Here is a 13,406-nt window from a genome sequence, read left to right as displayed (position 1 = left end):
CAGATTACTGAACTTGAATGGGCTTTTGCAGTAAGGCCATCCTATTGAGCTCGCATCGCGTTAAGCTTAGTTTGATAACGACTCTTAAACTCGTCATCTCGGGTTAAATCTAACGCTTTTGCCATATTCTTTTTGGCTAGCCTTTGCTCACCCGTTGCCCAATAGGCTCTTGAAAGCCCGAAATAAAACTCATGACGATAATCGGCTTTCGCCACAGCACGTTTATACCAGGTTAGCGCTTCATGATACTGCTTATCAAAGTATGCTTGCTGCGCCATGTCATAATAGTAAAAAGGATTATTGATCCTAGCCAGCTCCAACACTTTATGTACTTGATGCCACTCATCGAGTCTGTCTTGCTCACTTAGAATAAGCGCGAGGTTAAACAGGGTAGTCAAATCTTCCGGCTCCTGAGTTAATGCTGCGCGGTAAACGAGTTCTGCCTTATCATTCATACGCTTGTGGCGATAAATCACCGCTAAAGTATTTATAGAAGGAACATAACTGGTATCTTGACGTATAGCGGCTTTTGCTAGCGCATAGGCAAGGTCATAATCACCATCTACTAGCGCCTCTGCAGCCACATTGTTATAGTACATTGCAACTAAGGTTTGTTTATTAACCGTTGTCGCCTTGTAAGCCCTTACCGCCCGCTCAGGTAAAAAGTCCACCAAAACTTCATTTTCTGAAACCGAAATTCGATTAGCCTTTCTCACTGGCAATAAACGCAAATTCACGTGTCCGTTTACTAAATAAAAGCCGCCCCGTTTATCCCAAATGGGCTGAACTTCAATATCTTGGAATTTCACAGGAACATCGAATTGCTCTGCCAAAGCGGCAGAAAGCACCACTAGTGACATGCAATTTCCCTGACGATTTAAGGCGGTTATTGACGCTTTGCGCGTATAGTGGTCACGATATTCAAACGCGCCTTCTTGGGCTCCAACATACTCTGCTAGCCACTCGTTAGCGGAAAAATTAACTCCTTGCTTAAGCTTAGCACTGCGAAATTCAGAAGTGACTTGTGACTTGAAATCATTGGGTAGGCGAAAAATTTCTTCCACACTAGCAACACTCTGCTCCTCAAAGTGCTCGTCAAAGAATAGTGATTCAACATCCAGATCTGGAGTAGATTTTGCAGTTGACTGACAACCAGAGAGTATGGCACTCGCTAACAGTAAAATGCTTATTGACACCTTCGACGTTGCGCTAGTTATGTGACTGACTGATGTATCAATTAATGAATTGAATTGCTTACAAGCACCGTTTTTTAGACTTGTCATACTGCCTCCCTTGTGAGAAAGCCTGACTTAAGCCTAGTCAACAATCCGATTTATCGCCAAAGGTTACGAGCAGCGCAGTAACACCAACTTTGTTACAGAAGATTAAATGCCAATTTTAACGTTGTGGCCCTGCTTGAACTGGGGGGTCGACTTGTACAAAGTGAGTTATACCTTTGTATTCATAAGGCCGATAAAAGTTAAGCCCACAATGATAGTAACGATAAGGGGTAACCACGGTAATGCAACCCACTGGTAATGATTGAATTACCTTGATTTGCTCTTGAAAGCGGATAGATTCTTTCCATTGATGTAACTCACGAACATGGTCGCGAATAGCGAAAGCATCAAATGGCTCTGAGGATTTACGCACAACCACCTGGCCAGCATAAGCCTTGCTCATGCTCAAGGTCATTACCGCTAACGCGAGGCCAGCCAGCAGAGCAAAGTGCTTACATAGCATCCCATATCCTCCTTTAAACCATCCTAGTGATTAAAAGTTAGCACAAGTATAGGGTAAATATAACCGCCTTCAGGTTTGTAGCGCGTGGTGAGCCAAAGCTCAGTTTGGTGGATAACGCCCTAAAAATCATCCAAGTGAAGAATCCACCTTCTGAAGAACACTAAAAATTACAGTTAAAGGCGACTCGGTGATAACCACCTATTGAAGTAGATGGATTAGGGGTTGAAAACAAAAACAGGGCTATCAATAGCCCTGTTTTCTATCATTTAAGTTTGAAGCGTTAGCCTAACTCGCACCTTTAATGCTTACAAACTCAGGGTACGCATCAATACCACAATCTGATGCATCCATACCTGTGTACTCTTCTTCTTCAGTAACACGGATACCCATGGTCACTTTTAGCACTAACCAAACTACCGTTGAAGCAGCGAACACCCAGCCAAAGATAACGGCTGCACCAAACAACTGACTGCCAAAGCTTGCATCAGCGTTTGATAGAGGTACAAGCATTAAACCTAGGAAACCAGCTACACCGTGAACAGAAATCGCACCCACTGGGTCATCAATCTTAATGCGATCAAAACCAATGATTGAGAATACAACCAGACCGCCAGCAACCACACCAATCACGCCAGCCATTGCTAAAGATGGAGATAGTGGGTCTGCAGTAATAGCAACAAGACCTGCTAGCGCACCGTTTAGAATCATAGTTAGGTCTGCTTTACCCCAAACTACTTTACATACAATCAGCGCTGCTACCGCACCAAAGGCTGCTGCAGAGTTGGTGTTAACAAAGATTTTAGCCACTGCACTTGCGTTTTCAGCGTCAGAAACCAACAACTGAGAACCACCATTAAAGCCAAACCAACCCATCCATAGAATAAACATACCTAAGGTTGCCATTGGCAGGTTTGAGCCTGGAATTGGGTTAACCTGACCATTTGGGCCGTACTTACCTTTACGAGCACCTAACAGCAGTACGCCTGAGATTGCAGCTGCCGCGCCCGCCATGTGCACGATACCAGAGCCTGCAAAGTCAACAAAACCAGCCTCAGCAACAAAACCACCGCCCCAAGTCCAGTAACCTTCAATTGGATAAATAACACCAGTCAGTACTACTGCAAATGCTAAGAAAGCCCAAAGCTTCATACGCTCTGCAACTGCACCAGATACAATAGACATTGCGGTTGCAACAAATACCACCTGGAAGAAGAAGTCAGACTCAAGAGCATGATCAGCGCCTTCAGCTTGCGTACCAATTAATGAGCCAAAGCTTGGTAAAATACCGCCTTCAGCATTATCAACATACATAATGTTGTAACCTAGAATGAGATACATAATACAAGCGATTGAATAAAGACAAACGTTCTTAGTTAAGATTTCAGTGGTGTTTTTAGAGCGAACCAGACCCGCTTCTAGCATGGCGAAACCTGCCGCCATCCACATCACTAGTGCACCAGAAATTAAGAAATAAAACGTATCAAGGGCGAATCGTAACTCAGTTACGGTTAGGCCTAATTTTGTTAGTTCTTCCATTGCTTCCCCCTTAAAGCGCTTCGTTATCGTGCTCACCCGTACGAATACGGATAGCTTGTTCTAAATCAGTCACAAAAATCTTGCCGTCACCAATCTTGCCTGTATGTGCAGCCGACGTGATAGCTTCAACCAAGACATCTAGGTTTTCAGCCTTAGTCGCAATTTCTAATTTTACTTTTGGCAAAAAGTCGACCTGATATTCAGCACCACGATAAAGCTCTGTGTGCCCTTTTTGACGACCGAAGCCTTTTACTTCAGTCACTGTCATACCCTCAATACCCATGCCTGCAATGGCTTCACGGACATCATCGAGTTTAAATGGCTTGATGATTGCGCTGACGAGTTTCATCCCGACCTCCAAAATTAAAATTGTTGTTTTAAATTTATATTCACACTTGGAGTCAACTATTCAATCATTAGACCAATTATGTAAATCAATAATAAATATACAATTTTAATAATTCGCACTGATTTAGAACAAAACTGCAGCACCAATTGAGTGCATAAATTTTCAACAAATGTGATTTTTTGGTGCAAATCGAGAAGAAAACGGCTCATTGGGAACATCTGCACTGACTATGTGCACAGTGTAGGTAGTGAGCAGTCGGATTTAGGACTGACTACACTCGATTAAACCATGAGTTTGGGGCTAAAAATTAAGGGTGTATTAAGAGGAAGTACTAAAAAGTAGGGCTGGCTTCCAAAAGGCTGTCTTATACCGATCAAGATAAATCAGATTTCAGAGGTTTCGCAGAAAAAGCGCCAAGAACAAAGCTGGAATAGCCGCGAGCGAACAACTCTACTCTCAACATGTTTAGCACAGTTACAAGCTATGTTAACAACTAAGAGTTAAACGGTAAGAGTGTTCAAATACATGTATTGGTTAACATTAAATGACACCCAATAAAAAGGCCCTCATGATGAGGGCCTCTTGGTAATCAAAAAACTTTAAAATTTAAAGCTGTGATTACTTGTAAGTTGCTTCGCGTTTTTTAGCTTCCGCATCCCACTTAGGTAACATGTTCTTCTTGAACGCTTCTTTTTCAGCATTCATCTTCTTCATGTCCATACCAAGTGCAGCTTGTGCTTTCGCTTTGGTAGAGATATCAGGTAATGCAACTGGTTGCTTAACACCTTTAACAGCAAATAGCTGAGCTAATTGTAGACGAGCGTTAGCCGCCTTATCTACTGCTGTGCCTAAGATGCGCAGCGCTTCGTCAGCTGCGTGAGCTGCAACACCGTGAGAAGCTGTTGCATAATCCCAACGCCATTGAGCGTGACGGATATCCATAAGGATTGGCTTCATTTCTTTCTCAGTTGCACCAGCATCCCAAGCAGCTTTAGCTTCGAAGTGAGCGTGAACAAGTTGCTTTTCAGCGCTTGCTTTAAGCTCAGCAACTTTGTGCTTGCGCTCTTCAGTCAGGTTAACCATGAACTCTTTGCTTTGAGTGTGACAAGATGCACAAGTCTCTTCGAAGCGGTCGAATGGGTTACCCACTTTATGGTCAGTGAACTTACCTTTACCGTTTGCTTTTGCAACACGTGGCATGTGACAGTCAGTACAAGTTACGTTGTTCTTACCGTGTACACCTAGCTTCCAAGTTTCATAACCAGGGTGCTGTGCTTTAAGCATTGGCGTTTTAGAAACTGCATGAGTCCAGTCAGTGAAGTCCATTGCGTCATAGTAGGCTTCCATCTGCTCAACAGTGGTACCCATATCCCAAGGGAACTTAACAAAACCTTTCTTATCTGCAGTCTTCTCGAAGTAGTACTCTACGTGACACTGAGCACAAACCATTGATTGCTTGTCTTTACGAGAAGCTTTATCAAATGGAGTGCCGATAGTTTCTAATGCACGCTCAGCAAAAGGACGCGAAATGCGTAGTTTTGGTGAACCTTTAACGTGACAGTCAGCACAACCGATAGTGTTTACAATCTCAGCGCCGCCTTTAGCCCACTTACCAGAGAAGTAGCCATCTTCACCTTGCTCTTCGATTACGCGAGGTACGTCAGGGCTCTTACAGCTCCAACATGCCATTGGCATTGGGCCGTCTGTAGCATCTTTTGGTGCACCAGTACGTAATGTATTGCGGACATCTGCTACCGCATACATGTGACCACGTGGCGCATTGTAGTCTTTAGCGAAACCATAACCAGCCCATAAAACGACTAGCTCTGGTACTTCTTCAAGCATATCGACAATTTCTTCGCTTTCGCCAGTAGCGTGCCAAGATTCAAATTGTGCCGAATACTTCTTCTTATATACTTCACTTCTTGGCTCAGTCTTGTCGCTTGCATAAGCGCCTGAAGCCATAAGTGCTGCAGCAATCACTGCACTTAAAGCAGCTTTTTTTGCGTTCATCTTCATCATCACCGTTTCTCCGTGTTACATATTTTTATAACTAATAGCACGTCCATACACTGTCAAAATTATAGTTTTTCTAAGATTTTTATATACCCTAAGGGGTATAGCAGGCGAAACTTGCGCCAGATCAAAATGTAAACGTGTTGTAAATCACATTTTGACAAATCCTTTAACATTCACAAGCGAATGCTAATGTAAGTTACCGCATAAACTACTCTATTTTTGGGGCAAATTTAAGTAAACTCGAGGCGTTAAATTTGTTAATAAAGGCAGTTCATGATTAAACGCGGCAGTCTCACCTCAACTATTTTAGGGTTAATGTTAGTATTCATTTTGCTTTCTTCAAGTTTGGCGCTTTATGCCATCTTAAATTTGTCGATTAGCATTGGTGATGCAAAAGCCATTAACGCCTCAGGCTCATTGCGGATGCAGAGCTATCGACTCATGCTTGCTGCTCAAAACAAACCTGAAACAACCCCTGAAAAAATTATCTTTTTTGAACAAACTCTGCATTCTGAAGCACTGCAGCGCTCACTTAACTGGTATTCACCAGAACAGTTATCTGACCAATATTTGCTGGTAATCGAGCGCTGGCAAAGCATGAGAAAATTCATCGAGACAAAAGATTTAACCAGTTACCGTGACAGCTTAAAAGACTTTGTCGACACAATTGATACTTTGGTATTAAAGATGGAGCAGTTTGCCGCACTCAAACTGCGCTGGCTGGTCATCAGTCAAGTTAGTGGTTTGATATTAATGCTATTAATTGCAATCTTTGCAGTTTCATACACGCGAAAAAAAGTTGTAAAGCCACTAAAGCATTTAATGAACAGCGCTGAAACCATCTCTAAAGGTGTATTTGATGTTGATATGCCTAAAACGGAATACATTGAGCTTACGGCGTTAAGCCGCGCACTGAAAAAAATCACCACAGAACTATCGACTCTATACCGAGATCTTGAAGGTCAGGTCAATGAAAAAACCTTAGCGCTAACTCGTACCAACAACGAGCTCAATTTCTTGTATGACAGCTTAGTCAACCTGCACGCCGATCAACTTGAGTACAAGACGCTAAAAGAGTCACTTGACCAATTAAAACGGTTTGAGCGCATCTCACACTTACGCATTGTGATTGAACACACTGACGAGACCAGCGATGTCATTGAAGCGCAAGGCGGCTGGCCAGAAGATAACAACTATAAATCTGTGGCTTTCCCGCTAATGATTGACCAGAGACAGCTTGGTCAACTTGAAGTGATCTCAGATAAGCGCCCAAACCATCAGTTATTTGAAAACTTCGCCTTGATGCTCACCCGCTCCATTACCATTCACAATGCCACCGAGGAACGTCAGCAGTTGGCGTTAATGGAAGAGCGCGCAGTGATTGCACGAGAACTGCATGACTCATTAGGACAACTGCTGTCATTCTTGAAAATTCAGGTTAACTTGCTGACAAAATCGTTAAAGCGCCACGGCATGAACGAAGAGGTTGAAAAGCAAATTAACGAAATTAACTCTGGCGTAAGCACGGCATACAGCCAATTACGAGAGCTGTTATCAACATTCAGGCTCACCATTAAAGAACCCGATCTTAAACACGGTATTGAGGTCATGCTCGAACAACTAAAGAGTCAAACCAAGGCAGGCATCGAGCTGGATTACAAATTGCCGCCACATTTGATGCAAGCTAAACAGCACATTCATATCTTGCAGATCACTCGTGAAGCCACGCTTAATGCAATAAAGCACGCCAACGCGAGTGAAATCGTCATTCGTTGTCATGTAGATGACAAAGGCAATCCAAACATTTCTATCTGTGATAACGGTAAAGGCATCGAGCATATTAAAGAGCGAGATCAGCACTTTGGCATCGGGATCATGCATGAAAGAGCAAACAAACTTAACGGTAAGGTCAACTTTCATAGTAATATGGAAGGAGGTACAACCGTGAATCTTAGTTTTCCACCGCAGCAGGAGCCACTAAATGGGTAAACCATATTCAGTGTTGGTCGTCGATGACCACCCTTTACTTCGCCGAGGTATTTGTGAACTTATCTCATCCGACGAAGATTTCAACTTGTTCGGAGAAGCAGGCAGCGGGTTAGATGCGCTTAATATGTTGCAAGACAACGAGCCAGATATTGTGCTGCTCGACCTAAACATGAAAGGTATGTCGGGCCTTGATACCCTAAATGCACTACGTCAAGAAGGCGTAACAGCAAGAATTGTGATCCTGACTGTGTCTGACGCCAAACAAGATGTCATCCGCCTACTTCGAGCAGGTGCAGACGGTTACCTACTTAAAGATACAGAGCCGGATCTATTACTTGAGCAACTTAAGAAAGCCATGCTTGGTCATCGCGTAGTCAGCGATACAGTTGAAGAGTATATTTACGAGCTGAAAAACGCGTCAGAAGATGAACAATGGATTGAAAGCTTAACGCCAAGAGAGCTGCAAATTCTTAAAGAGCTGGCAGAAGGTAAGAGTAACCGCGTAATTTCAGAGGACCTGCACATCAGTGAAGGCACGGTAAAAGTTCATGTGAAGAACTTACTGCGCAAAGCAAACGCTAAGTCTCGTACTGAAATGGCTGTGCGTTACTTGAATCACTAAAGTTTGCGCAACATTGGCTAAGGCTCTTAGTTAAGAACACTGACTAAGCTCATACTAAAAAACCGCCTTGCATGGCGGTTTTTTTTGTTTCCTGCGTTATCTAGCGTGGAGCAATTAATCTTGCTCAATAAATGCTTGCCAGCTCAAAAGCACTTGTTCAAAATCTTCCAGTCCACAAAAAGATTCAGACTCAGCGTTGTAAAGTGACATCGACTCTTGAAGTTCAAGCTCCTCATCTTGAGCCATCACATTGGCGAAAACTCGTACCTGCTCTCGGTCTAAATCAATCGTGAGATCACCACCAACATGCCGCCAATGCTCAAGCGAGCCTGATTGCAGTAATAATACCTGAGCTAAAATGTGCTTGATTAAAGCCGCGTCACTGCCTAGCTCTTCACTAAACCAGCGCCCTAATACCACGTGCTCCATGCTAAATTCCGCGAAGACAGTCCCTTCTAAGCGATTACGACGAAACTCATACTCCATGATATATCCAAGCTTAATGTTTTTGATTAAAAGCTGTTAACCGAACTCGTGATTAACCAATACTGTCATTGTAATCCAAATCTACGACACGCGCTAAAAGTCAGTCATTCGACTGTTAACTTACTGCTATTCAATGGGATCAAAAAAGGGCGCTAAGCGCCCTTCATTTAGTAGTAAAGCTCGACTCAATTTAAGCTAATCGAGCTCTTACTAATTACTGCTCAGCCGGTACTTCAGGCTTAGCAACAGAGATTAGCTCAACTTCGAAAACAAGTGTTGAGTTTGGTGGGATAGAGCCACTACCAGTCTCACCATAAGCAAGCTCTGATGGGATAGTGAACTTATACTTAGCACCAGGTGACATTAACTGTACACCTTCAGTCCAACCAGGAATGACACGAGTAAGTGGGAACTTAGCAGTCTGGTTGCGAGAGTATGAGCTATCAAACTCAGTACCATCAATTAACGTACCACGATAGTGAACTTCAACGGTATCTTCTGCGTTCGGCTTATCACCTTCACCAGCTACTAACACTTCGTATTGAAGGCCAGATTCAGTCACTGTTACGCCTTCTTTAGCCTTGTTTTCTTCAAGGTACTTTTGGCTTTCTTCAACAGTTTTTGCAGCTAGCTCTTGTGCTTTAGCTTGACGCTTTTCGTTTAGCTTTTGATCAAGCGCTTGTAACACAGTTTGCATTTCTTCTTCGGTCAGCTTCATTTCGTCGTTCAAACCGTGCTCAAAACCTTTAACAATCAGCTTGCGATCAATAGGCATACCAAGCTCTTCTTGCTCTTTGATATGACCAGAAATGTACTTACCAATTGAGCCACCTACGCTGTAAGCTTCTTTTTGAGCTTCTGTTGTTAACTCTAGTTTAGCTTCAACAGGCTTAGCCGCTTGCTCTTGGTTACACGCACTTAAACCAACAACGGCCAATGCTACTAGCGATAGTTTATAAAAAGGTTTCATTAAAGCTTCCTCAGCAATTAATAGGGTTACTATTTGTTCATACCTCAAATAAATGAGCTATTTAAGTGAAATGTTAATCAGCCACTTTATACTAACTATCAGGCTTATACCAATACGCAATCATTAATATTTGCTAAGGTAAGGGTCCTAAACAACAAGCAGTTTGATTTAATAACTATTTCCAACAAGATAGCTATAAGACACCAACTTGAGGAGCAAGTTCATGCCACGCATTCTTTTGCTTATTTGTTGTGCACTCACACTTATGGCTTGCCAACCCAAGACTAAAGAATTTCAAGCCATCACCACAGATGCTGTCTACAATGCCGACCTATCCCAAGACGCACAATTGCTTTTAATTAGCACGGCAAACACCGGTTTACAGCTGTGGGATCTCAAACAAAAAAGCCCTCGCTACAACTGGAATCACGGTCAAGAGAACCAGGCTAACGACGTTATTGACGTAGCAATTTCGCCGAACAACCAATTTGCAGCATCCATGACCAAAGACTCACTAGTTATTTGGCAGATAAACGACGGACAAGCCGTTGGGTGGTGGAGCCTACCTGCAACAGCACGCAGCATCACTACTGCAGACAATGGCCATACCTTAGTTGGTTTGAGCAATGGCTCAGTCATGTCGCTGTCAGTTGTGCAAAATAAACTGATTGAGTTTTTAGGTCATCAGGAAAAAATCAATAGTGTCGCAATTAATGCCGCTGGCACCCTTGCCCTTAGTGGCGGTAATGATGGCAAAGTGATTTTATGGGAAACCCAAACAGGACAACCACTGCAGGAGTGGCAGCTAGACTCTCGCATCACTAAAGTGCTACTAAATAACGCCGGTACTCGCAGTTTTGCCAGCGACATCACAGGCAATGCCAATATTTGGCAGTCAGGTGATGGTAAAAAAATATCTTCCCTAGATATTAAGCGCAGACAAATCAACTTTAGTGCCGCTAAATTTGTCAGTGACGATAGCCAGTTACTGACAGGAACACCCGCTAAAGATGTGATGCTATGGGACAGCCAAACTGGTCAACTGCTAGGCAAATGGCAAGCTCAAGTGACTAAAACCACGAAAAACCGAGGCGCTGTAGTATACTCTGTAGCAATGACTCAGCCCGACAAAATAATCAGCTTTAGTAGCAAGGGCTTACTGGAAACATTCTCTCCTAAGTAACGGTTTTACATAGAAAGCCGCACAACAGAGACACACTGCACAGACAATAGAGCGCTATTTTTGAGGTAAGCATGCAACAACTGTGGGACAAGCTAGAAGATTTAGAAAGTAAAATCGCCTTCCAAGATATGACCATTGAAGAATTAAATCAGGAAGTGATTAAGCTTAACGAACTAGTGGCAACGCAGCAGCGCCAATTGGTGCTGCTAGTCGATAAACTAAAAACGATGGAACCAAGCAACATTGCCACTCAAGCAGAAGAAACACCGCCACCGCATTATTAAAAATGCTAGTGATGCAGGGTAATATGCTCTGCTGTATTGTTAGCCACTATTTTATTAGCTATTTTTTCGCCCACCCAATTGCCATAAGGACTATTAATGAGACAACTGCTGCAAGTGTGCTTAGCCTGTTTGACGCTAAGTGGCTGTGCCTTCAACAGTATCTTTATTAGTTATCCGTTGCAGATAGCACCATACAAGGCACAGCTAAGTAATGACCAAGCAAGCTCCCAATTGGCCGAGCTTGCCGAAAATATCGACACTAATGACGGCCTTTTGTATGCACAAGAGTCTGGGCGCATCGCGCAAATTTATGGCGATTTTGAGTCCAGTAAGACTTACTATGAGCGCGCAATTTCGGCTTATCGTGATTTTGACGACAGAGCCACCATCAGCGCCAGCGATGTAGGTGCGACTGCCAGTAGTATCATTCTCAACGATAACGCCATTCCCTATCGCGGCCCTGGCTATGAGCGTATCATGCTGCATCAGTACCAAGCGCTTAACTATTTGTTAATGGGCGACCCACAAGGCGCATTAGTTGAGGTACGCCGAAGCAATCAACTGCAGGCCAGTGAGCAAAGCCGATACCAAAAATCACAAGACTCAGTCAAAGCAATGGCAAACGGGACGGTTAATGCTGAGATGAAAAAGCTAAGCCGTGCTTCTGGTACGGTGACAAGTTCATTCTTAAATGCCTACAGCTACTACACCACTGGTCTACTGCACGAGCTTTTAGGCGAGCCAAACGATGCCTTTATTGACTACCGCAAGGCAGCGCAGATCTCCCCTGATAACCAGTTTTTGCAACAAGATTTGGTGCGCCTAGCAAAACAAATGTCGATGCCACAATACGACGAATTTAAAAAACGCTGGGGCGATGCGAAGCTGCCTAAGGCTGGCCAAGGGCAGGTCATTTTTATGGTTGAGCGTGGCTTTGCACCAGTAAAAGATAGCCTAACAGTCCCTTTTACTATCGATGGAAACTTTCAAACCGCATCGATTCCTACTTACAAGCCTCGCTCTGCGCCAACAAGCAAAACTGCAATTAGTGGCCTAGGTACAGTGCTACGCGCAGACACCATCGCCAATATTGATGCCCTAGCTTATAACGCGCTAAAAGAAGAGCTTCCAGCGATACTTTTACGTCAAGCAGCGCACGTAGCAGCCAAAGCGGAAATGAACGCTCGCGCAAACCCTGATGGCAAACGCTACAATCAAACTTCTGATGCCGGTGCGATTGCCATGCAAATTTTTAATGTGATTTCAGAGCAAGCCGATCGCCGTAGTTGGTTAACTCTGCCACAACAAGCACAAATAGCGCGTCAATTTGTTGATGCAGGCGAATATCAAGTGCAGGTTGCCAATGCACCAGCGACAGTTGTCAAAGTACAACCTAACCGAGCAACATTAATTTGGGTTATAGAGACTGGCAATCATACCCGTTTTTATTCGATAATCATCTGATCTAAATGTTTGCTGATTATCACTTTGGTTATTTAGCGTTTGCCGAATAGCCTAATGCAATTAAACTTTGCAATTAACTTAGCCAATTGAATCACCAATGGAATTTATTATGAAACACATGAAAGTCATATTTGTTTTAGCCGCTGTAATAGGCCTAAGTGCGTGTCAATCGAAAGTGGAATACGGTGATGCAACTGAAGTTGAAACGGTAAATGAGAACTTTGGTTCAACTGATCTTCAAGCCATCTCAGCAAAGATGGTTGATAGCATGCTGACCTTCCCACCAATTGTGGCGATTACGCAAAACGAACGCCCAATTATCTTTGTTGATAAAATTAAAAACAAAACTTCAGAGCACATTGATACTGAATCAATCACTGACACCGTCAGCACTAAGCTGCTACGCTCTGGTAAGTTCCGCTTCATCGACATGAGCAAGGTTGAATCAGTACGTAAACAATTGGACTACCAGAACAACTCAGGCATGGTTGACCCAAGCACAGCGATTCAGTTTGGTCGTCAAATTGGTGCCCAATACATGCTATACGGCAACCTATCTAGCATCGTAAAAGAAGCGGGCAGCACCAAAGATGTGTACTACAAAATGACCATGCGTTTGATGGACTTAGAAACAGGCCTGATTGAATGGCAGGATGAGAAAGAAATCCGCAAAGGTAAATCTAAATCACTGTTTGGCCTATAACGCCCGTTAATCTTATAGCGAGCTAAAAAGATTGCTAAAAAGTCGGCCTATGCCGGCT

The 13,406-nt window shown here is 43.4% G+C and carries 13 protein-coding genes; 6 read left to right on the top strand and 7 right to left on the bottom strand.

From position 1 onward, the window contains the following. Positions 1-41 precede the first annotated feature (41 nt). From EXU30_RS13700 to nrfA, 5 genes are all read right to left on the bottom strand, one after another. Complete coding sequence (locus EXU30_RS13700) at positions 42-1,283, bottom strand: tetratricopeptide repeat protein (protein ID WP_130600939.1); 1,242 nt, start codon at positions 1,281-1,283, stop codon at positions 42-44. Between the two features lie 115 nt (positions 1,284-1,398). Beyond that, entirely contained in the window at positions 1,399-1,743 is a 345-nt protein-coding gene (locus tag EXU30_RS13695) for a hypothetical protein (RefSeq protein WP_130600937.1), read from the bottom strand. A gap of 285 nt (positions 1,744-2,028) precedes the next feature. Further along, positions 2,029-3,279: an ammonium transporter gene (locus tag EXU30_RS13690; protein ID WP_130600935.1), complete on the bottom strand. Its 1,251-nt coding sequence runs from the start codon at positions 3,277-3,279 to the stop codon at positions 2,029-2,031. Between the two features lie 10 nt (positions 3,280-3,289). Beyond that, the gene (locus EXU30_RS13685) at positions 3,290-3,628 is read right to left on the bottom strand and encodes a P-II family nitrogen regulator (RefSeq protein WP_130600933.1); all 339 of its coding nucleotides are present in this window, start codon (positions 3,626-3,628) and stop codon (positions 3,290-3,292) included. 618 nt (positions 3,629-4,246) lie between these two features. Next, positions 4,247-5,653 carry an ammonia-forming nitrite reductase cytochrome c552 subunit gene (gene nrfA, locus EXU30_RS13680; RefSeq protein ID WP_130600931.1) on the bottom strand — a complete coding sequence of 469 codons (1,407 nt, stop codon included), beginning with the start codon at positions 5,651-5,653 and terminating at the stop codon, positions 4,247-4,249. Positions 5,654-5,920: 267 nt separating this feature from the next. On the opposite strand from nrfA, the gene narQ reads away from it, so the two are divergent. Continuing rightward, the gene (gene narQ / locus EXU30_RS13675) at positions 5,921-7,636 is read left to right on the top strand and encodes a nitrate/nitrite two-component system sensor histidine kinase NarQ (RefSeq protein WP_165399020.1); all 1,716 of its coding nucleotides are present in this window, start codon (positions 5,921-5,923) and stop codon (positions 7,634-7,636) included. After that, complete coding sequence (locus EXU30_RS13670) at positions 7,629-8,258, top strand: response regulator (RefSeq protein ID WP_130600929.1); 630 nt, start codon at positions 7,629-7,631, stop codon at positions 8,256-8,258. The genes narQ and EXU30_RS13670 overlap by 8 nt, the downstream gene beginning before the upstream one ends. 114 nt (positions 8,259-8,372) lie before the next feature. Here EXU30_RS13670 and EXU30_RS13665 read toward each other — a convergent pair whose 3' ends face one another. Continuing rightward, a complete protein-coding gene (locus EXU30_RS13665; protein ID WP_130600927.1) occupies positions 8,373-8,744 on the bottom strand; it encodes a YacL family protein in 372 nt (123 codons plus the stop codon). Between the two features lie 214 nt (positions 8,745-8,958). Then, complete coding sequence (gene fkpA / locus EXU30_RS13660; RefSeq protein WP_130600925.1) at positions 8,959-9,714, bottom strand: FKBP-type peptidyl-prolyl cis-trans isomerase; 756 nt, start codon at positions 9,712-9,714, stop codon at positions 8,959-8,961. Between the two features lie 223 nt (positions 9,715-9,937). On the opposite strand from fkpA, the gene EXU30_RS13655 reads away from it, so the two are divergent. The 4 genes from EXU30_RS13655 (at position 9,938) to lpoB (ending at position 13,348) form a co-directional block, all read left to right on the top strand. Beyond that, positions 9,938-10,897 carry a WD40 repeat domain-containing protein gene (locus tag EXU30_RS13655; RefSeq protein ID WP_130600923.1) on the top strand — a complete coding sequence of 320 codons (960 nt, stop codon included), beginning with the start codon at positions 9,938-9,940 and terminating at the stop codon, positions 10,895-10,897. Between the two features lie 71 nt (positions 10,898-10,968). Then, positions 10,969-11,181: a SlyX family protein gene (locus EXU30_RS13650; RefSeq protein WP_130600921.1), complete on the top strand. Its 213-nt coding sequence runs from the start codon at positions 10,969-10,971 to the stop codon at positions 11,179-11,181. Positions 11,182-11,277: 96 nt separating this feature from the next. Continuing rightward, positions 11,278-12,645, top strand: coding sequence for a COG3014 family protein (locus tag EXU30_RS13645; RefSeq protein WP_130600919.1), 1,368 nt, complete (start codon positions 11,278-11,280; stop codon positions 12,643-12,645). Positions 12,646-12,754: 109 nt separating this feature from the next. After that, positions 12,755-13,348 carry a penicillin-binding protein activator LpoB gene (lpoB, locus tag EXU30_RS13640; protein ID WP_165399019.1) on the top strand — a complete coding sequence of 198 codons (594 nt, stop codon included), beginning with the start codon at positions 12,755-12,757 and terminating at the stop codon, positions 13,346-13,348. Positions 13,349-13,406 lie beyond the last annotated feature (58 nt).

Origin of the sequence: Shewanella maritima (assembly GCF_004295345.1) — a bacterium.
In the GTDB taxonomy this organism is placed as follows: Bacteria; Pseudomonadota; Gammaproteobacteria; order Enterobacterales; family Shewanellaceae; genus Shewanella; species Shewanella maritima.
Note: the sequence above shows the minus strand (reverse complement) of the source record. Positions and strands in the feature narration are given on the sequence as shown.